The sequence below is a fragment of the Cupriavidus sp. HMR-1 genome (assembly GCF_000319775.1).
Taxonomy (GTDB): domain Bacteria; phylum Pseudomonadota; class Gammaproteobacteria; order Burkholderiales; family Burkholderiaceae; genus Cupriavidus; species Cupriavidus metallidurans.
This window is the reverse complement of the sequence record NZ_ANKP01000038.1, coordinates 1-20,426: the sequence shown is the minus strand read 5'-3', so window position 1 is coordinate 20,426 and position 20,426 is coordinate 1. Positions and strand designations below refer to the sequence as shown.

General features: G+C 62.2%; 14 protein-coding genes and 1 pseudogene. 6 read left to right on the top strand and 9 right to left on the bottom strand.

What is annotated here, in order from left to right:
• Positions 1-149: 149 nt before the first annotated feature.
• Positions 150-545, bottom strand: a complete 396-nt coding sequence (locus D769_RS05125; protein WP_008642718.1) for a hypothetical protein — start codon at positions 543-545, stop codon at positions 150-152.
• Positions 546-826: 281 nt separating this feature from the next.
• Here D769_RS05125 and D769_RS30880 point away from each other — a divergent pair, with 281 nt between their 5' ends.
• The 4 genes from D769_RS30880 (at position 827) to D769_RS05110 (ending at position 7,328) form a co-directional block, all read left to right on the top strand.
• Positions 827-1,222: a copper/silver resistance protein SilD gene (locus tag D769_RS30880; RefSeq protein WP_008642716.1), complete on the top strand. Its 396-nt coding sequence runs from the start codon at positions 827-829 to the stop codon at positions 1,220-1,222.
• A 72-nt stretch (positions 1,223-1,294) separates the two neighbouring features.
• Complete coding sequence (locus D769_RS05120; RefSeq protein WP_008642714.1) at positions 1,295-2,602, top strand: TolC family protein; 1,308 nt, start codon at positions 1,295-1,297, stop codon at positions 2,600-2,602.
• Complete coding sequence (locus tag D769_RS05115; protein WP_008642712.1) at positions 2,599-4,161, top strand: efflux RND transporter periplasmic adaptor subunit; 1,563 nt, start codon at positions 2,599-2,601, stop codon at positions 4,159-4,161. Before D769_RS05120 ends, D769_RS05115 begins: the two co-directional genes overlap by 4 nt.
• Positions 4,158-7,328, top strand: a complete 3,171-nt coding sequence (locus tag D769_RS05110) for an efflux RND transporter permease subunit (protein WP_008642710.1) — start codon at positions 4,158-4,160, stop codon at positions 7,326-7,328. Before D769_RS05115 ends, D769_RS05110 begins: the two co-directional genes overlap by 4 nt.
• Positions 7,329-8,064: 736 nt before the next feature.
• Here D769_RS05110 and D769_RS05105 read toward each other — a convergent pair.
• The gene (locus D769_RS05105) at positions 8,065-8,907 is read right to left on the bottom strand and encodes a class I SAM-dependent methyltransferase (protein WP_223277385.1); all 843 of its coding nucleotides are present in this window, start codon (positions 8,905-8,907) and stop codon (positions 8,065-8,067) included.
• A gap of 513 nt (positions 8,908-9,420) precedes the next feature.
• Here D769_RS05105 and D769_RS05100 point away from each other — a divergent pair.
• Positions 9,421-10,701 (top strand): MFS transporter, encoded by a 1,281-nt coding sequence (locus D769_RS05100; protein WP_008642705.1) that lies wholly within the window; start codon positions 9,421-9,423, stop codon positions 10,699-10,701.
• A gap of 96 nt (positions 10,702-10,797) precedes the next feature.
• Here D769_RS05100 and D769_RS05095 read toward each other — a convergent pair whose 3' ends face one another.
• From D769_RS05095 to flgB, 4 genes and pseudogenes are all read right to left on the bottom strand, one after another.
• Positions 10,798-12,453 (bottom strand): EAL domain-containing protein, encoded by a 1,656-nt coding sequence (locus tag D769_RS05095; protein ID WP_008642703.1) that lies wholly within the window; start codon positions 12,451-12,453, stop codon positions 10,798-10,800.
• A 169-nt stretch (positions 12,454-12,622) separates the two neighbouring features.
• Positions 12,623-12,913: pseudogene (locus D769_RS32990) on the bottom strand (PAS domain S-box protein); the annotation flags it as partial.
• A gap of 9 nt (positions 12,914-12,922) precedes the next feature.
• A complete protein-coding gene (locus D769_RS05090; protein WP_008642702.1) occupies positions 12,923-13,258 on the bottom strand; it encodes a hypothetical protein in 336 nt (111 codons plus the stop codon).
• Between the two features lie 194 nt (positions 13,259-13,452).
• Positions 13,453-13,875, bottom strand: coding sequence for a flagellar basal body rod protein FlgB (gene flgB, locus D769_RS05085; protein ID WP_008642701.1), 423 nt, complete (start codon positions 13,873-13,875; stop codon positions 13,453-13,455).
• Positions 13,876-14,147: 272 nt separating this feature from the next.
• Here flgB and D769_RS05080 point away from each other — a divergent pair, with 272 nt between their 5' ends.
• Positions 14,148-14,393, top strand: a complete 246-nt coding sequence (locus tag D769_RS05080) for a hypothetical protein (RefSeq protein WP_008642700.1) — start codon at positions 14,148-14,150, stop codon at positions 14,391-14,393.
• Positions 14,394-15,045: 652 nt separating this feature from the next.
• On the opposite strand, the gene D769_RS05075 is transcribed toward D769_RS05080, so the two are convergent.
• The 3 genes from D769_RS05075 to D769_RS05065 all read right to left on the bottom strand — a co-directional run.
• The gene (locus tag D769_RS05075) at positions 15,046-16,272 is read right to left on the bottom strand and encodes an MFS transporter (RefSeq protein WP_008642699.1); all 1,227 of its coding nucleotides are present in this window, start codon (positions 16,270-16,272) and stop codon (positions 15,046-15,048) included.
• Positions 16,273-16,280: 8 nt separating this feature from the next.
• Entirely contained in the window at positions 16,281-19,511 is a 3,231-nt protein-coding gene (locus D769_RS05070; RefSeq protein WP_008642698.1) for a CusA/CzcA family heavy metal efflux RND transporter, read from the bottom strand.
• A partial coding sequence (locus D769_RS05065; protein ID WP_008642697.1) for an efflux RND transporter periplasmic adaptor subunit occupies positions 19,508-20,426 on the bottom strand: 919 nt, incomplete at its 5' end. The genes D769_RS05070 and D769_RS05065, both read right to left, overlap by 4 nt.

The following is a 20,426-nucleotide window of genomic DNA, read 5'->3' as shown; positions in this document are numbered from 1 at the left end:
CGCGTTGGCTTGCCGACGCACGGGCGAGGTTGTCCCACGGCAACGCGTCAACGCGATGACGTGGCAAGTGAATTGAGATACCTAGGTACTAGGCAGCAAGGCGTCGCAATCCGATGAGGGCGGGACTGCGATCGGGGTGAAGCCCCAATTCACACAGGAGTGGAGGGTGGACGAAGAAGCACGTCTGGAATGAAACTGGCGAGGAGCGCGGCCGTCCTGCCCGCCACCTCGAACGATTCCGGCTGCCGCAGCCAGAAGCCCAAGAACCATCCGGCGGCCTGGCCCATGGCGACGCACGCGTCGCACGCGTGACCGTCCGCATCAGGAGCCAGTTTTCCCCGCGAAGGGCTGTGCTGCGTGTTGTGGTGACACGGCTTGTCCGGGTTGCTGACCGTTTCCTCCACATCGACCTCGAGGACCATCGCCGCATCATTGCGCAGCCGGTCATGCGCTGGGCAGCCGGCGTGCGCGGGCGCTCCCATCGCCTGCAGCGGCAATGCGAAGATCATGAACCACAGCAGGAGGCGGGGCAGCAAGCGTCTCATTCGACGGCACAGAAAGGCGGAATTTCGTCTCAGCGTATTCTAGAGAGCCGGCCTGTCAGCAAAATGACTCACACATGACAGGGCCGCCATGCACCAGAATCAGGCGGGGCGCACGGCGCCCAGACGGACCGAATCCCTTGCGCACGACCATCGTCGGCTTTTCCGACCGATGGTCAAGTGCCGCACTTCGTGAGCGTCTTTGATCCAGGACAACCCACTGCAGACTTATTGCCGGAAGTAAAATCAAGGCTGCTAGGATTCGCCCACTTGATTCCCGGCTCATGCACGCCTCCTATCGCCGGCACTGGATTGCCGCATTCCTGTTGATTTCGTTCCTGACAGTTCAACTGGCAGCGGCCGCCTACGCCTGTGAGGGCAGCCGGTATGCGCTGAGCCTGACGGCGAGCATGACCGGGATGGCGGAATCCTGTCCGGACATGGCAATCAAGCGGGGCCATTCGCATGCAGGCCTGTGCCAGGCGCATTGCCACCAGGACAGCAAATCTGCCGATCATGCGAGCCCGCAACTGCCCGTATTCCAGGCGGCCTCGGTTAGCCCGGTAGCCACACCTGACCTGACACCGATCCTTGGCGGGTATCGGCTGGCCACGGGCAACCCCGTCCCACGACCGCCTCCCCGCCCGCTCGCGATCCTCCATTGCTGTTTCCGCATTTAGCCCGCGAAGCAACGTCCGCTATCGTGCCCTGAGTCGTCAAGACCAAGGGAGTCGTTGCTTTGTGGAGGCTTTATGTTTTTGCGTTTTCCCCTAGCGCGCGGGCGGCGGTGGTCGCTCGCCCTCTCGCTCATCGCGGCCGCCCATCCCGGATGGGCGCAATCGGCCGCACCCCTGTCGTTGCAGGAAGCCGTGGTGCTCGCCTCGGCGCATGCCTCGGACGCTGAGACGTCGCGCGCAGCAATCCAATCCGCCTTGGAAATGGCGGTTGCGGGCAGGCAACTGCCGGACCCGGTTCTCAAGGTTGGCGTCAACAACGTGCCCGCCGATGGACGGGATCGCTTCTCAATCGGCACGGAATCGATGACGATGCGCTCGATCAGCGTGATGCAGGAACTGACGCGATCAGCCAAGCGTGAAGCGCGCGCACGACGCTTCGAGGCCGAGGCCTCGTCGGCGCAGGCGCAACGCACGGCCGCGCTCGCCGCCGTACAGCGTGGCGCGGCACAGGCGTGGCTCGATCGGCTCTATGCCGAGCGGGCAACCGTCGTGCTGGCGGAACAGGCGCAGTCCATCGGGCTGATGATCGACGCTGCCCGCGCTGCCTATCGTGGCAACCGCGGCCCCCGGACCGATATCCTGACCGCTGAACTTGAGTTGCAGCAATTGCGCGACCGGGAGGACGAGGCGCGCGCCGCTGTGTCGACAGCCAGAGCAATGCTGCAGCGCTGGGTCGGTGACGCCGCCGTGCGCCCCCTGGGTGACAGTCCGACGCTTGCGATACCCGCGTGGCTCGCCAATCTCGATGGCAGCGTCGTGTCCCAGTTGCCCGATGTGGCCACCGCCGAGGCCCAGGTCGGCGTCGCGGAGGCCGAGGGCAGCGTGGCGCGGGAAAACAGGATTCCGGACGTCAGCGTGGAGTTGATGTACAGCCAGCGCGGCCCAGCGTACTCGAACATGGTTTCGGTCAACCTATCCCTGCCTTTGCCCTGGGATCGGAAGAACCGGCAAGATCGTGAGCTCGCCGCGAAGCTCTCACAGGCCGATGCAGCGCGAGCCCAAGCCGAAGCGGTTCGACGTGGGCTACAGGGCCAACTGCGCGGCAAGCGAGCCGAACTCGGCCTGAACCAGTCGCGGCTGGAACGTTATCGCGACGTCACGGTGCCGCTGGCCAGAACGCAGACAGAAGCAGCACTGACGGCGTATCGCGCCGGTGCCGGCACGCTCTCCGCAGTCGCCGACGCGAGCCGCAAAGCGCTCAATCTCTCGCTGGAACGCCTGAAGTTGGAGGCCGCGACGGCCCGGCTGTGGGCCGAGCTCAATTTCCTGATGCCGCTTGCGACTGAAGCAATGCCGGCATCCACGCAAGGGGATCAACCATGAAAACGACCGCAATCGCGCGCGTCGCGATGAGCCTCGCCGTTGCGGCGGGCCTGGGTGGCGCATATTACCTTGGACAACAGCAGGGTCATCAGCAAGCGTCCGGATCCGCAACCATCAACGGGCCTCACGACGGCCACGATCCGGCCGCGGGCGCCGAGCCCAAGACCGGCAAACGGATCCTCTACTGGCGCGACCCGATGGTACCGGGGCAGCGTTTCGACAAGCCGGGCAAATCCCCTTACATGGATATGCCGCTGATACCGGTGTATGAAGAGGACAACGCCGACGGCGCCGCGGTGCGCATCGACGGCCGCGTGACGCAGAACCTCGGCATCCGGACCGCAGAAGTAAAGCTTGGCAGGCTGGAGATGGCCTTGCAGGTCCCCGGCAATGTCGCCATCAACGAACGCGGCATCGAAGTCATTCAGGCGCGGACAACCGGGTTCGTCGAGCGCACCTTCGCCCGCACTACCATGGAAACGGTCCGCAAGGGCCAGGCGCTCGCGCAGATCTATTCGCCAGACTGGGTGGCGGCGCAGGAAGAGTACCTGGCCGTCGCGCGCATGCCGGGCAACCCCCAGCCCGAACTGCGCGACGCCGCGCTGGCGCGCATGCGGCAGGTGGGCATGACAGACGGCCAGATCCGTGGGGTGCAGGCAAGCGGCAAGCTCCAGCCACGGCTCACGGTCAATAGCGCCGTCGACGGCATTGTCACTGAGGTCGGCGCTCGGGACGGCATGACCGTTCCCCCTGGCATGACGCTCTTTCGCATCGCCAGCCTGGCAACGGTGTGGGTGCTCGCCGAAGTGCCCGAAAGCCAGGCGGCTGCCCTGCGGCCCGGCCAGGAGGTCATGGCAAGCACCACGGCACTGCCGAATCTGGCGCTGCCCGGCAAGGTGGACACGATCTTGCCGGACGTAAGCGCCGGTACGCGCACGATCAAGGTCCGGATCGAACTGCAGAACAAGGACAGAAAACTGCTGCCGGGCATGTTCGTGTCGGTACGCATGATGCCGGCGGGCGCAACAGCGCGCCTGCTCGTACCCAGCGAGGCACTGATCCGGACCGGTACGCGCACAATTGCCATGGTGGCCAAAGGCGAAGGTGGATTTGATCCGGTCGATATCAAGGCGGGCGCGACCGCCGGTGGTCAGACCGAGATCCTCGAGGGTCTGAAGGCTGGCCAGCAAGTCGTGGTTTCCGGACAGTTCCTGATTGATTCGGAAGCGAGCCTGCGCGGAACCGTCGCGCGCATGCAAGAAACTTCCGCAACCCCGGCTGAGAGCGCCGCCTCCGAGGGGTCGGCCGCCGGCCCCGAGCATCGCGCAGTGGGGCGCATCCAGTCCATCGGCGAGCGCAGCCTGACCATCGCTCACGACGCCATCCCGTCCGCCCAGTGGGGCGCCATGACGATGGAGTTTGCCGCGCCGCCTGCCGGCCTTCCGCAAGGACTGAAAGCGGGCGATCGCGTCGCGTTCAGCTTCCGGCTGGATCCCCACGGCATGGCGACGCTCGTCACCGTCGCGCCGCAAGTCCAGACCGCGGGAGCCAAGCCATGATCGCCCGATTGATCCTTGCCTCCATCCGCAACCGCTTCCTGGTCCTTCTTGCCACGGTGATGCTGACCGCGTGGGGGCTGTGGGCCGTGCGAAGTACACCACTGGATGCCCTACCCGACCTCTCCGATGTGCAGGTCATCATTCGCACCCCATTCCCTGGGCAGGCCCCCCAGATTGTGGAGAACCAGGTCACCTATCCGCTGACCACCACGATGTTGTCGGTGCCCGGCGCGAAGACCGTGCGCGGATACTCGTTCTTCGGCGACTCCTATGTCTACGTACTGTTCGAGGACGGCACCGACCTGTACTGGGCCCGCTCACGCGTCCTGGAGTACTTGAACCAGGTCCAGTCCCGGCTGCCGGCCGCCGCCAAGCCCGCGCTTGGCCCCGACGCGACCGGCGTGGGTTGGGTCTATGAATATGCGCTCGTGGACAAGAGCGGACAGCATGACCTGTCGCAGTTGCGCGCGCTCCAGGACTGGTTCTTGCGATTTGAACTCAAGTCCTTGCCCAATGTCGCCGAGGTTGCCTCGTTGGGCGGGATGGTCAAGCAGTTCCAGATTGTGCTGTTGCCCGACCGGCTTCGCGCCTACAACCTGTCACAAGGCAAGGTGCTGGCCGCGCTCAAGGGGGCCAATCAGGAAACCGGGGGCTCGGTATTGGAACTGGGCGAAGCCGAGTACATGGTGCGCGCCACCGGTTACCTGAAGACGCTGGATGATTTTCGGCAGGTGCCGATCGTGACGAGCGATGCCGGCATTCCGGTGCGACTGGGCGATGTCGCCGTGGTCCAATTGGGCCCGGAGATGCGCCGCGGCATCGCGGAGCTCAACGGGCAAGGCGAAGTCGCGGGCGGGGTGATTATCCTGCGCTCGGGCAAGAACGCGCTGGAGACGATCAACGCTGTCAAGGCCAAACTTCAGACCCTGCAGAAAAGCCTGCCGGCCGGCGTCGAGGTCGTCACGGCCTACGACCGGTCGGCGCTGATCAATCGCGCAGTCGACAACCTCACCACCAAGCTGCTGGAGGAGTTCGCGGTCGTCGCAGTGGTCTGCCTGCTCTTTCTCTTTCACTTGCGCTCGGCACTGGTCGCCATCATCTCGTTGCCGCTTGGCGTGCTGGCGGCATTCCTTGTTATGCGCTATCAGGGCGTGAACGCCAACATCATGTCGCTGGGGGGCATTGCGATCGCGGTCGGCGCGATGGTCGACGCCGCGGTCGTCATGATCGAGAACGCCCACAAGCATCTGGAGCACTGGCACGTCAAGCATCCCGACCAGGAACTTGAGGCGCAAGAGCGATGGCGCCTTATCGGTGAGTCGGCCGCGGAGGTCGGGCCTGCCCTGTTCGTCTCGCTGCTGATCATCACCCTGTCGTTCATTCCAGTCTTCACCCTGGAGGCACAGGAAGGCAGGTTGTTCTCTCCATTGGCGTTCACCAAGACCTATTCCATGGCCGCGGCGGCGGGCCTCTCTGTCACGTTGATCCCCGTGTTAATGGGCTACATGATTCGTGGCAAGATCCCTTCCGAACAGGCCAATCCACTCAATCGCCTGTTGATCCGCGCCTATCACCCGCTGCTCAACAAGGTGCTCAAGTACCCGAAGACTACCGTGGTGCTGGCAGGCGCCCTCCTGGTGGCGACCGCCTGGCCGATCATGCGGACCGGAGGGGAATTCATGCCACCGCTGGATGAAGGCGATCTGCTCTACATGCCCTCCGCTCTGCCCGGGCTTGCGGCGGGCAAGGCGTCGCAGTTGCTGCAACAGACCGACCGCCTGATCAAGACGGTCCCTGAAGTGGCATCTGTGTTTGGCAAAGCCGGCCGCGCCGACAGTGCGACGGACCCCGCGCCGATTGAGATGTTCGAGACGACCATTCGCTTCAAGCCGAAGGATCAGTGGCGTCCTGGCATGACCACCGACAAGCTGGTCGAGGAACTGGACCGCATCGTCAAGGTACCGGGCCTGTCCAATATCTGGGTGCCACCGATCCGCAATCGCATTGACATGCTCGCGACCGGCATCAAGAGTCCCGTCGGCATCAAGGTGGCCGGCACGGACCTCAAGGAGATCGACAGGCTCGCCACGCGCATCGAAGAGGCCGTCAAGACGGTCCCCGGCGTGACGTCTGCGCTGGCCGAACGGCTCACGGGCGGGCGCTACATCGATGTCGACATCGACCGCACGGCGGCGGGCCGCTACGGCCTGAACATCGAGGACATCCAATCGATCGTTTCCTCGGCCATCGGGGGTGAAACCGTTGGTGAGGTGGTCGATGGACTCGCACGATTCCCCATCAACGTTCGGTATCCGCGCGACGATCGGGACTCCATCGATGCACTGCGGCGCCTGCCAATTGTGACCGACAGCGGCTTACAGATTGCGCTGGCCGATGTGGCCCGCATTACTGTCATGCAGGGCCCACCGATGTTGCGCAGTGAGAACGCACGTCTTTCCGGTTGGGTATATGTTGACATTCGCGGCAGAGATCTTCGGTCCACCGTGCGTGACATGCAGGCCGCCGTGGCGAAGGCCGTACCAATGCCCGCCGGGTATGCCCTCAGTTGGTCAGGCCAGTTCGAGTATCTGGAGCGTGCTACGGCCAAACTCAAGGTCGTCGTCCCCTTTACCTTGCTGATCATCTTCGTACTGCTCTATCTAGTTTTCGGCCGGCTGGATGAAGCCATGCTGATCATGGGCACGCTCCCCTTGGCCCTAATAGGCGGCTTCTGGCTGCTGTATCTGTTGCGCTACAACCTCTCTGTGGCTGGGATAGTTGGGTTCATCGCGCTTGCGGGTGTGGCCGCAGAGTTCGGCGTCATCATGCTGCTGTATCTCAAGCACGCGTGGCACGACCGGTTGGCGCGCGGTGAAGATACGCTAGATGCGTTGCTCGACGCCATCCAGGAGGGTGCGGTATTGCGCGTCCGGCCGAAGGCGATGACGGTGGCGGTCATCCTGGCGGGCCTGATTCCGATCATGTGGTCACATGGCACAGGGTCTGAGGTCATGCAACGGATTGCTGCGCCAATGGTGGGTGGCATGGTGACAGCGCCGCTGCTATCGATGTTCGTCGTGCCCGCCGTATATCTGTTGCTGCGCCGGCGCTTGTTGCCCTCGCCCTCCACCACCGCCAAGCAGGCAGAACTGGAGCGGGCCGTGTAGCAACTGTGCCTGGCGAGTCCCGGGGGCCGCCAGGCCAGTCTTCAGTGCATTGGGAACGTTCACCAGTGCGGCGCGCATCCATGAGAGGGCACCCGCCCTACGGCACTTCCCGGGCGTTTGCTCGAGGTGCCGCCACAATATCAAGACACCGCGCTGGTGAGCTCCCGCAACACGTAGGGCACCCTCCGTCGGCAAATCGCCGCGACCCACCTTCTGGACAGCTAGCACACCAGGCCCGAAAATCCCCGTATGCGTCCGCCTCCCATCCTGCATCTGCCGCCCGCGGTCGTCGCGGTAATTCTGGTCGGGCTGGTGACCATCCTCAGCTTGATTGTCCTGCTAGCCCGGCACCTGCATCGCAGCCAACCGCCGCCTCGCAAGCACCGCAGCAAGAGTCCCAAACCAGGGCGCTTGCGCAAATGACCTTGCGGACAGTGCTGCGGCCCAACAGCGGCGACGCCAAGTTGTACGAACGCGGGTAGGCCGCCGTTATTTCCGACGGCCAGAGCGAGGGCTCTTTCGGGGCCGGCCCCGGCGCGGCAGCCGCGGGCGCCCGCGACCATAGGTGCGATTCAGATAGATGACAAATGCCAGGAACGCAATGATGCAGAGCACGGCAACCAGCAATAGCGAGGACAGCACGCCATGCGGCAAATCGAAGACGTAATATCGGTTCAAGTTTCCAATCGCCCTGTGTGGCAGGCCGCCTCTCGTGCGTACTCAGTGAACGCCATCCTCAAGCGAATCGGCGCACGGCGACGATCAGCGCACCATCGCCATTGGCGAACCGCACGCCGCCCTTCTCCAATTGCCTCTCGATCATGCAGAGTCCGCCAAACATGTCATTCAGGATGGGACCACGGCGTCGATGGTCGCCAACCGCCATGGGGAACGGACGCGTCCTTTGCTTGCTCATGCTCAGCGTCATAAGCGGCAATGCCAACGTGCAGAATGTCTGGCTGTGTACGACAGTGAAACCTGCGGCATTGACCTTGCGAATCAGTGCGGGAAGCGTGTAGCGCGCTTCTGGCGCCCTCGGGGCATTGCCGCGCAGTCGTCGCGTTCGTTGATGCGGTACGGTCACGACAATACCGCCACCCTGGCGACAAGCCTTACGCAACTGGTCAAGCACTATCCCGTCTGACGCGGCATGCTGCAGGACGTCGAACGCCCCGATGACGTCAAAGGCGTCCGCGAACGGCAGGTGCATAGGATCCATCTGCAAACAGGAAAAGCCATATTCCCGGCGCACCTCGCGTAGTGCATCCACGCAACGGTCGGCCGCGACCAGCGTGGCGGCCGGATAGCATGTCCGGAAATCATCCAGGAATTTTCCCGCACCGCAGCTCAGATCCAAGAATGACTCAATCTGCGGGAACCACCGAGACAAGGCCTCGATGATCAGTCGGCGGCGATATGCAAACCAGAAGTTCCGGTCTTCAACGTGCGCAAATTCCCGCAACAGCGACGCTTGATTCCCATCGTGATCCCCGATCAGTTCGGGTGCGAGGCACACAATGCCTGATGTCGACGGCGGCTGCCAGTCGCAGGACCAGCAATGCCACCCCTGCGTGGACAATGCATTGCCACATCTCACGCACGATCGCATCGCCGGCCTCAGATTGAAATCGGAGGCCCTCCCGCAAGGGGCCCTCCATCGCTTTGCAGAATCCTCGTACTCACCCAGGCTGGCGTTGAGCCCACGCGCGATGCGGCGGCGTGCTGGCGAAGTCGTCTGGACGCGTATCCGACTCACACATCCATGCGCGCGGTCAGAAGGCTGACATTCGATTTTATGGAGATGACCTGTCGCAAACATGACGGGGAAATTACCAGGCGCCGCACCCGTTGCTATCTGCGGCAACATCGGACAACATGCACGGCGGCGCGGCCTTTTTCCAACAGATGCGAACGATGTCATGGATTCGACGCCGACAATCCACACCGCGCCTGTGGCGACTTGTGATTGCAGACTTTAGGGATTTCCTGGACAGCGCCGCGCCAGACCAGTGCGCTCAGCGTTTTCGTCAGCCCGGCCTTGGCCAACTTTGGTTTCGATCGTCGTGGGCAATGCGCCCGATCGCGAGACAGCATGACAGATTCAAAGGACACCGCACCGCTGTCGAATGACAAGCCCCCGGCAGCCCCCGTGCCGCTGCAGCGAGAATGGCTGAATCGCACCGTTGTCGGTGCCGGGCTCACGAGTGCACTAGGCGATTTCTGCTACGAGACCACCACCGTCATCCTGCCCGGCTTCCTGGCAATACTCGGGATCCCGGCAGCGGTTCTGGGACTTATCGAAGGCCTGGCCGATGCGGTGGCGAGCTTTACCAAGATGATTTCGGGTTACGTCGCCGACAAGCTCGGACATCGAAAGCTTCTGGTGCTGGTCGGCTACGCCCTGACGCCTGCGGGTCAGATCGCAATCGCATTGGCCACGGCGTGGCCAATGCTACTTGTGGGGCGAATCATTTCCTGGTTCGGAAAAGGGCTGCGCGGCCCGCTTCGCGACGCGATTGTCATCCAGGCAATCCCGCCGCGCGCGCGAGGCCGTGCCTTCGGGTTTCATCGGGCTATGGATACGATTGGCGCAGTAGTCGGACCGCTGCTTGGTGTCGCATTGCTTGGCTGGGCCCAAAGCCATCATGGGTGGAACGACCCCATCGGTCCGTTCCGTCTGGTCCTATGGCTAAGTGTCATCCCGGGGGTTCTGGCCGTCCTGGCTTTCCTCGGCTTCGTCAAGGATCCGGCATTTTCCCCAAATCCCGGGCTGCGATTTTTCCGGGCCTTGCGCGGCCTTCCGCCAAAATTCAAGCGCTATCTCGGCGCCGTCGGGTTGTTTGGCATGGGTGATTTCTCCCACAGCCTGTTGATCCTCGGCGCCACGAAATTGCTGACCCCCGCACTCGGCATCGTGCAGGCCGCGCAAATCGCCGGTGGCCTCTACGTCTGGCGAAACGTCGTGCAATCGGCGGCGTCATTTCCAGTCGGCATGCTGGCGGATCGCGTCGGTGCGCTGCGCATTCTCGTGCTTGGCTATGCGCTAGGCGCGATGACCGGCCTGCTCATGGCCATCACGTTCTGGCTCCACGTCAACACCCTCGCACTGCTCGCGGCCGTCTTCCTGCTTGCGGGCCTGTACACGGCCGTCCAGGAAGCCCTGGAGCCGACGGTGATCGCCGAGATGGTGTCGGCTGACACCTTGGCCATGAGCATCGGCGCGCTCGGCACCACGAACGGCACGGCGAAGTTCATCTCGAGCGCCGGCGTCGGTCTCATCTGGTCGGCGCTATCACCTGTCCTCGGCTTCGCATTCGCCACCATCACCATGGCGGCCGGCACAGTCATGCTGGCGAGATTACGGCACATCTAAATCTCGCCACATCGCCCGGAGATCGAGCGCAGTGCGGGAGTCCCCGCCACGAGCCATCCGCGCGGTCGTGCCGACCGTCGGGACGCCAAAGATCGCCTAGCCGTCGGCAAGCATCGCCTGTACGTCGACGGCGGGCGCATCGAGTAGCTTGACCAGCGCGTCAAAGTCGATCGGCCGGCTGAACAGGTAGCCTTGCCCCACCTCGCAGCCAAACTCCCGCAACACCGACACTTGCCAAACGTACTCGACCCCTTCGGCCACGACGCGCAGCCCAAGCATATGCGCCATGCTAATCATGGCCTGCACGATTTGCCTGTCGCTGTGCGAGCCTTGCATGTCATGGATAAAGGCGCGATCAATCTTGAGTTCGGTGACCGGTAAGTGCTTCAGACTGGACAGATTGCTGTATCCAGTCCCGAAATCGTCGATGGCAATTCCGACGCCCGCGGCGCCCAGCTCCCGCACAAATTCTAGCAGCCCTTCCTCGTGCACGAACAACGCGTTCTCCGTCAGCTCAATCTTGAAGCGCCGACAATCAACGCCAAACTGCGCGATAGTCTGCAGCACAGGCTCCTGCCTGTGCCAACTCAGTTGCAAGGGCGAGAAGTTCACCGCCACCCTGAATTCCGGATCGATCGCCAGTGCCTCGAGCTTCGCGACGTATCGACAGGATTCGCGCAATACCCAATCCCCGATCGCGCCGATTACCCCGGTCTCTTCGGCTACCGGAATGAATTCGGCCGGCGAGACGGGAACGCTGCCATCTCGCATCCAGCGGAGCAAGACTTCCGCACCGATGACCTTGCCCGTGGTGAGCGACACCTGGGGTTGCCAGGCCAGCGAAAATTCGTTGGCCTCGAGCGCGCGGTGCAGCGCGTTGGAGATGTCGAGGCGCTTGAGCACCTTCGTATGCAGGCCGCGAGAAAAAAAATGACAAGCGCCGATGCCATCCTCCTTGGCGCGGTACATCGCCGCATCGGCATTCATGATCAGCGCTTCTGCGGTCGTGCCATCGGCGGGAAATCGGCTGACCCCAATGCTCGCGGAGACGTAGCTTTGCGTACCGTTCAGGACAATCGGCTTGGCCAGTTCATCGAAGATCCGCCGCGCGATCGACTCGACCTGAGCAGGATCCGCGGTGTCGTGCAGAATGAATGTGAATTCATCGCCGCCGATACGGCCGACAAAATCCGCTTCCTTCACCAGTCGCTTGAAGCGCTCCCCGACCACCTCGAGTAGCCGATCGCCAAACGAGTGGCCCAGTGTATCGTTCACGTCCTTGAACCGGTTGAGGTCAAGGAAAAGCAGGGAAAATTCCGTACCCTTGTTCGCCGAACGTTCGATCGCATGGCCAAGCCGGTCCTGGAACAAGCGTCGATTTGGCAGACCGGTCAGGCTGTCGTAGTAGGCAAGGTGCATGTACTGGGCGCGCAGGCTTTCGCGCTGCATGATGTCCGCGAACATCGCCACGAAACTGAACACTTCGCCATGCTCGTCGTGAACCGTCTTGATCGTTACCCAGTCGGGCGCGATCGAGCCGTCCGCCCGCAATAGCCAGACCTCCCCTTCCCAGCGTCCGCCATCGCGCAGGGTTGCAAATATCTCCGCGTAGAAGCCCCGTCCATGCCGGCCAGACCGTAAGAATCCGGCCGGCCGCCCGACAATATCCGCGCCGGGATAGCCCGTCGCGGCTGTGAAGGCACGATTGATGTACTGGATGCGCAAGCGAGCGTCCGTTACCAGCAGCGTCACTAGTTGACTCGAGCACATTGGCCGATATCTTGCGGTTTTCCAGCTCAGTACGCAATTGGCTAACCAGCGCCTCGCGTTCACGACGATTGATGTCACTGCGACAAACGAACTCGGCCAGCAAGGACGCCATGGAGACAATGCCGATGTATCGCCCTTGCGCATCGAAGACGGGTAGGTGCTCACAAGCTTCCTTACGCATGCGCTTGAGCAACTGGATCGCGCTGGCATGCCCCTGCACGGGCTCGGGTGGACGTCGTGCGATCAGATCCGCGAAAATCCGTGCTGGAAAAAGCGTCGCCTGCCGGTCCGTCACGACACCGAGAAACGTGCCGTCGTCATCGAAGACCGAGAAGACGTTCGTCGATGTCTGATTGACCCCGACCAGATCCCGATATCGCTGGTCGAGCGCAACGCGGCGTGCCGTCAGGTCGAGGCACTCCGAAACAAGCAATGTGTCCATCTGCAAGCCTTATCCCAGCTTTTGATCCACGAACAACTCGACTTCCAGCGCCAGGTGAAGGATTTCCTCGGCTCCCATGGCCGGTTTGATCTCATCCAGGATGAACGTCTTGAGCTCTGCGGCGGGGATCTTTCTGAGAATCGCCTTTCGAATGAGGATGTCAGAAATCACGTCGTCGTCGATTTCTATATGCTCGAAGGCCGTGGTTGACAGCAAACTGAGTGCTCGCCCGACCGCAACGTGTCCAATTGGCGAGGCGCGCCCTAGCACGAGCCCATCGGTAATTGGCGGAAGGACAAACTCCTTGATGTGGGCGCGCAATCGCTTCTGACGACGTTTCTCCATTCCGACACTAACCTTTCCGATCCAAGATCGAACGCGCCAAGGAAGCACCGCACGCAAATCCGGCGCAGCACGACATCCTTCGCGGGCCGTTTGTACCAGACATTCCTGCCACCGACTACCCATCAAACGTGGGCCCGCAAGAGTTGCCATGCTTTGAGTTTCTACTCCTACTAGTGAGTATCCGTGGATACCGCCTAGGGACGCATATCCTGGTAGAGCTTGAGCATGTCCTTGTATTCACCCGCCGTCTTCTGAATGGAAAACCGCATACGCACCGCATTCTCCGCAAATGCCACGCGCTCGACGTCCATCTCGACCGTATTGCCATCGATGCCGGACTGCATCGGCACCCGGTAGAGCAATGCCTCCTCCGCCGCTGACGGACGGGACTCCAAATGCCGCCGCGAAGTCGTCGCCATGCCCACAAACGCATTGCCGCTTGCCATCGCCCGTTCCAATTCGGCGCCAAAGTCGATGTCCCGCGCCTTGTAGTTCGGGGTATCCGCGTTGGCGATATTGGCTGCCAGAAACTCCAGCCGGCGAGTGCGCAGCCTGAGCGCCAGTTCATGAGCGTTTTCCGCGCTACGCGCAGCATTCTGGATAAATGCGGTTTCCATCTCGCCTCTCCAACGCATTCGGAAGAGGGCAGACTAGCCTACCCCACTCCGCGTCATTGCGAGGATAAGCGATCAATTTATCAACGTTTCAAATGACCAAGTTGCAATGATCTTGACACCGTTGTGCCGTACAGAATTCGCCTGCTTTGGACGCATTTCCCTCAGATGACCGGTTCGTAATATTCGAGTCATTCGACTGATCGTGTCGGGCCGATAGACTGTGCACACGGTGAGCGAGACAGACTCGCCAACATGACTCCGGAGAACTTTCCATGAAGAAGCTTCACACTGCCATTCTTACCGCCGCACTCTCGATCCTCGCAGGCACTGCCGTGGCCGCTCCCGCCGAGGGGCAGGTCCATCGCCCTCGCGATCCCTTCACGGACGGCGCACGCGCCGGAGCCTCAGCCAGCGACGTGTACGCCGGCGGCGCGCGCATCGACAAGCGTGACGTTTTCACCGACGGAGCACGTATTGGGGCGCGAGACGTCTTCACCGACGGCGCTCACGGGCTCTGACAGGTTGACGCCCATGCCAGTTTGACACTTGCACAAGTGTGAGGGGAGCCAGTCATCCGTCCAGGTTGACTGGCTTCCGGTGCTGCTCTTTTGCCTCTACCGTGGCACGAAGAGCTTGTGGCTTGCCTCCTACGGAGGCAAGCCATTTTCTTGGGTGCGCGTCTGGGCTAGCGCCATGCTAACGGCCATGCGGCGCATCAGAACTTGAACGGAAAGGTGCCCCCACCCACACTGTCCGGAACGACCAGTCCGGTGGAAACGCACTCCGTTCTACCGGAACGAATTTCGTCGGAACCACAGCGGGCGGCGAAGTGCTTTTCCTGGCCCCCCGTAGTGCCCCACGCGGATGCCCAGATGACTGGCTCGCTGTCAATTCTGTCGAGGTAGATTTTCCGGCGTAAGCACCGGCGTGTTGCAACTGGAACGCATCGGCAATGTGCTGCTGCGGAATCACCTGATAGATGACCCGTTTGGCATGGATGGCCGCCAGGCCGCACGAACTCTGGTTGATCATTGCGGCTGCCCCCGACCAGTCCCAGCACGCGCTGCTGACGTACGAAAAGTCTGGCCGTTGGTTCTGGACCTGCGCCACCGGTCAGCACGTCAATCATGGCAATTTTCTCGCCAACCCTTCACGCCGCGAGGGATTGTGTCAGCGCACCGGGACCGTATCCTCATGATTTGCTGCTGGCCACACGCGCCAGGCAGCGAGAAATCCGACAACAGAAACGCACGCAAGCACCACAAATGCTGCACGCATCCCGTATCGCGCCCCCACCTGCCCCGCGAGCGGATAGGCAATCAGCCAGCACGCATGCGAGAGGGAGAATTGCGCAGCAAACACTGCAGGGCGATCGGCTGAAGCCGCCGAGCGTTTCAGCAGACGTCCGCTTGGCGTCAACGTCATCGAGTACCCGATGCCGGTGGCAAACCACGTCAGCAGAAGCATGGGCCATTCGATGACTTGCCCGAACCCGGTCAGTGCTACTCCAAAAGCGAGACTGGCTGACATAAGGATGGCGCCGCCCAGCATGGCTGGACGATCAGGACGATTCGCCAACAGCCTCGGCAGTAACAGTGCCACAAGCATCGATCCGCAGCCGAAGGCCGCCAGAGCGAATGGGACATCAGACGCCGGACGCTGCAGCTTGCTTTGCACATAGACGACCGTGTTCACGATGACCATCGAGCTGGCGGCGGCCGCGGCGAGGTTCAGGGCCAGAAGCCCTCGCAAGCGGTGCGTCCGAAGGTAGATCGACATACCCCGAAACGTTTTGGCATACAGGCTCTCCTTGCGAGCTATCGCCTTGGATTGCGGCAAACGCACCGAAACGACGAACGCAGCCGACACCAGGAAGCCCACGACAGTGCCGCCGAACAGCCAGTGAAAGCCGATGACCGATAGCAACGCGGCGGCCAGCATCGGACTCACCAGACTCTCCATGTCATACGCCAGGCGCGACAGGGATAAGGCATTCGTATAGGCCTTCTCTTCAGGAAGGACGTCCGGGATGGTCGCCTGAAAAGTTGGCGTGAACGCCGCCGATGCCGACTGCAACAGGAAAATCAGGATGTAGATCTGCCAGATCTGCGTCACGAACGGCAGAGAAATTGCCACCAGCGCCCGCACGAGGTCCATCGCAACAAGGAATGCGCGACGCGGAAGCCTGTTGGCGAACGCACCCACAACCGGGGCAATGCCCACATAGGCAACCATCTTGATTGCCAGCGCGGTTCCCAGGACGCTACCCGCGTTCGCACCAGCCAGATCATAGGCGAGCAGACCCAGCGCGACCGTCGCAAGCCCGGTGCCAATCAGCGCGATCACCTGCGCACCGAACAGGTGCCGATAGGTTCGGTTCCGCAATACGTCCAGCATGCAACCTCCTAAGCTTCAGCGAGTTCGTCGCGACCCACGCCCGCGCCCCGTTTCCGGCGCACCACCATGCCGCATATCGCGGGCAACACGAAGAGCGTGAGCACGGTGGCCGTGATCAATCCACCGATCACGACCGTTGCCAGTGGCTTTTGCACCTCCGCACCCGTCCCCGTTGCGAGGGCCATGGGCACGAAGCCCAGAGATGCCACCAAGGCAGTCATGAGCACCGGTCGCACCCGTTCCATCGCGCCATCGATCACGGCCGCGTCCGGCGCCACCCCGTCTTCCAGCCGTTTGCGGATGGCCGATATCAGGACGAGACCATTGAGAACGGCCACGCCCGAGACAGCAATGAAACCCACTGCTGCGGAGATGGAGAACGGGATGCCGCGCAGCAGTAGTGCGAACACGCCTCCCGCCAGCGCCAGGGGCACAGCCGTCAGAACTGTCGCGGTCAGCATTGCATTGCCGATCGCCATATACAGCGCCGCGGCGATCAGCACGAAGCAGGCGGGCACAATCATGGCGAGTCGCTTGGTCGCGGCTTGCAGGTTCTGGAACTGGCCGCCCCATTCGATGTACATGCCGGGAGGCAACTTGACGTCCCGCGCGATCCGCGCAGCAGCATCGTCTACAAAGCTGCCGAGGTCACGCCCGCCCACATTGGCTTCCACGTACACGCGACGCTTGCCGTTGTCGCGGCTCACTTCGTTCAGGCCCTGTGTGAATCGGAACTCGACAAGCTGCCGCAATGGCACGGAAACCCGCGCCTGGTCCGAGGCGGCTGGCAGCATCACGGGCAGCGCGCCAAGCACATCGAGGTTCTCCCGCTGATTGCCTGGCAGGCGGATGACAATATCGTAGCGCCGATCGCCATCGAATATCTGGCCTGCCGGGCGGCCCGCCATCGCTGCCGAGACGGTATCGGCCACTTCCTTCACCGTCAGCCCATACCGCGCGATAGCGGCGCGATCGAATACGATGTCGAAGGTGGGAAACCCGCTGGTCAGCGGTACGCGCACATCCGTTGCTCCGGGTGTCTTGCGCAAGACGGCGGCAATGCGTTGCCCAGTGGCGGTCAGGTCGTCGAGATTCTCGCCATAGATCTTTACGGCGACATCGCTGCGCACGCCACCGATCAGTTCATTGAAGCGCATCTCAATGGGTTGGGTGACGTCGTAATTGTTGCCCACCATCGGTGCCGTCTTCTCCCGGATACGCTCGATCACCTGTTCCTTGGTGGTTACGCCATCCGGCCATTCACTCTTCGGCTTGAGGATGATGTAGTTGTCGGAGGCGTTGGGCGGCATGGGGTCAGCCGCCAGGCTGGCGGTACCCGCCTTGGAGTACACAGTCTTCACCTCAGGGAGCGAGAGCACGGCGCGTTCCAGCGGCAAATCAATCGCCACCGACTGATCGATCGATGTCGATGGAATGCGAACGGAGGACAGGTTAAGGTTCTGTTCGTCAAGCGTTGGCATGAACTCGCGACCGACAAAGGCGAACGCAACTGCAGCCAGTGCCAGCACCAGCAAGCCGGCGCCGACAAACGGAATCGGTCGCGCCACCGCCCGCTCCAGCCACGGGCGGTACCACTGCTTGGTCGCGACGATCACCCGTACTTCCTTTTCGGAAACTTCCTTGCGTAGCAGCACAGCCAGCATCGCAGGCACGAAGGTCAGGGACAGCACGAATGCGGACGCCAGCGCCAGCATGAGCGTCATCACCATCGGCGAGAACATTTTTCCCTCCACGCCCTGGAATGTCAGGCACGGCAGGAATACCAGGAAGATCACGAGTTGCCCATAGATCGTGGGGCGAAGCATTTCCCGTGACGACAGCAACACTTCGTCCAGGCGTTCCCTCAGCGTCAGTAGACGACCTTCCTGATGCTGACGCTGCGCCAATCGCCGCAGGGTATTCTCGACGATGATCACCGCACCATCGATGATCAGGCCGAAGTCCAGCGCACCCAGACTCATCAGGTTGCCGGAGATCCCAAGCTGATTCATGCCGATAGCACTGACCAGCATCGACAATGGGATGACCAGCGCTGCAATGACGGCAGCGCGCCAGTTGCCCAGCAGCAGGAACAGGATTACCACCACCAGCAAGGCGCCTTCCACCAGATTCTTGGCGACTGTCTCGATGGTGGCGGTCACCAGTTGCGATCGGTTAAGCGTAGGAACGATGACTACACCCGGCGGCAGCGTCTTCGAGATTTGTTCCAGCTTGTCGCCAACATCCTGCGCCACGGTACGGCTGTTCGCGCCAACCAGCATCAGCGCGCTGCCTATCACCGTTTCCTGGCCATTGCGGCTGGCCGCACCGGAGCGAAGTTCTCCGCCAATCTTGACGGACGCCACCTGGCCGACCGTGATCGGCACGTTCTGGCGATGGGCGATCACGGCGCGCGAGATCTCGTCCGCCGACTTGATGCGCGCATCGGCACGCACCAGGTACGATTCACCCGAACGGCGCATGAAGTTCGCACCCACCGAAAGATTGGCATCCTCCAGAGCCTGTGCGAGGTCGCCATATGAGATGCCGTAGGCGGCCATTTTTGCAGCATCAGGCTCGACCACGAACTGCTTGACATAGCCACCCAAGGAATCCACGTCGGCCACACCAGCCGTTGTCCTCAACTGAGGGCGAATGATCCAGTCCTGCACGGTTCGCAGGTATGCAAGCTTCGACACACGGTCATCAAGCCGTTCCCCGCGCTCGGTCAAGAAACTTCCATCGCGTTGCCAGCCCGGCGCCCCGTCCTTGAGCGGTGCGCCCTTGCCATCAGGGTATTGATACTCCACGCTGTAGTGGAATACCTCGCCCAGACCAGTGGAAACCGGACCCATCTGCGGCTCGGCGCCTGCGGGCAGGCTGGGACGTGCCTGCACGAGTCGCTCCGATACCTGCTGGCGCATGAAGTAGAGGTTGGCGCTCTCCTTGAAGATGACGGTGACCTGGCTGAACCCGTTGCGGGACATCGACCGCGTGTTCTCGACGCCGTTCAACCCTGAAATAGCGGTTTCGATCGGATACGTCACGCGCTTCTCGACCTCCACGGGGCTTAGGGTTGGCACCACCGTGTTGATCTGCACCTGCTTGTTCGTGATATCGGGCGTGACATCGATCGGCAGCAGCTTGAGCTGCCAGGCGCCGATTGCGGCAATCACGACCGTCAGGAACAGAACAAGCCATCGGTAGTGAATCGATCCACTGAGGACATTGCCAATCATTCGTCGTCCCCAGCTGCCTTGTTCATCTCGGCCTTCACCAGAAAGGCATTACGCGTTGCCACCTGCTCCCCGGCGCGCACACCGGAGAGAATCTGCGCCATGCCGCCACTGCGCGTACCGACCAGAACCGGCTGCGCACGGAATCCATTTTCCGTGCGCACGAATAACGCATCGGTGCCATCAATGTTCTGTACGGCATCTTCGGGAACCGACAACTCGCCATTGTTGTTTGCCTTGGCGCGCAAGCGAACCTGGACACCTTCGCCTACCACCAGGCGGTCCGAAGGTTGCTCCGGAATCACGACGACCGTGGCCGCGCGTGCACTGCCCGATACGGTTGGCGTGACAGCCTGGATCTTCGCCGGCAACGGCGATCCGTTGGAAAGCAGAATCGCGGCTTGGCCACCCGGTGAAATACGGCCCAGATCCCCTGCAGTGACGGCGGCCTCGACCTGCACGGCGCCCAGGCCAGCCACACGGAACAGATCGGCCTGCTGCGCGACATACGCGCCCAGCGTCACCGATTGGGCAGTAATCTTGCCGGCGATGGGGCTGACCACCGCGACCGCCCGGCCATCGCTTGTCAGGTGCGCAGCCTCGGCAACCGTTGTGGCGCGCTGCGCCTCGGCCTGCGCGACCTCCAGTGCCGCTTTGGCTGATTCCATTTCCTGGCGCGGTGTCACGCCTTGCTGAAACAGACTGGCTTCACGTTCATACGTCCTGCGGGAGAGATCCGCCCTGGCTTGTGCTACCCTGCGTTCCGAAGCCATCGCTGCAGCCTCCGGACTTTCGACGGTGGCCAGCACATCACCGGCGCGCACACCCTCGCCAAGGCGACGTTGAACCCGCAGCACCGTGCCCGCCGCACGGGACACAATCACAGCCTCGCCTCTGTGCATAAGCAGCTTTCGTGAT

Bases quoted from the DNA above. Each gene is read 5' to 3' on its own strand.
- D769_RS30880 (WP_008642716.1), top strand. From the start codon at position 827: ATGCACGCCTCCTATCGCCGGCACTGGATTGCCGCATTCCTGTTGATT.
- D769_RS05120 (WP_008642714.1), top strand. From the start codon at position 1,295: ATGTTTTTGCGTTTTCCCCTAGCGCGCGGGCGGCGGTGGTCGCTCGCC.
- D769_RS05110 (WP_008642710.1), top strand. From the start codon at position 4,158: ATGATCGCCCGATTGATCCTTGCCTCCATCCGCAACCGCTTCCTGGTC.
- D769_RS05115 (WP_008642712.1), top strand. From the start codon at position 2,599: ATGAAAACGACCGCAATCGCGCGCGTCGCGATGAGCCTCGCCGTTGCG.
- D769_RS05125 (WP_008642718.1), bottom strand. From the start codon at position 545: ATGAGACGCTTGCTGCCCCGCCTCCTGCTGTGGTTCATGATCTTCGCA.
- D769_RS05080 (WP_008642700.1), top strand. From the start codon at position 14,148: ATGAAGAAGCTTCACACTGCCATTCTTACCGCCGCACTCTCGATCCTC.
- D769_RS05100 (WP_008642705.1), top strand. From the start codon at position 9,421: ATGACAGATTCAAAGGACACCGCACCGCTGTCGAATGACAAGCCCCCG.
- D769_RS05090 (WP_008642702.1), bottom strand. From the start codon at position 13,258: ATGGAGAAACGTCGTCAGAAGCGATTGCGCGCCCACATCAAGGAGTTT.
- D769_RS05070 (WP_008642698.1), bottom strand. From the start codon at position 19,511: ATGATTGGCAATGTCCTCAGTGGATCGATTCACTACCGATGGCTTGTT.
- flgB (WP_008642701.1), bottom strand. From the start codon at position 13,875: ATGGAAACCGCATTTATCCAGAATGCTGCGCGTAGCGCGGAAAACGCT.
- D769_RS05075 (WP_008642699.1), bottom strand. From the start codon at position 16,272: ATGCTGGACGTATTGCGGAACCGAACCTATCGGCACCTGTTCGGTGCG.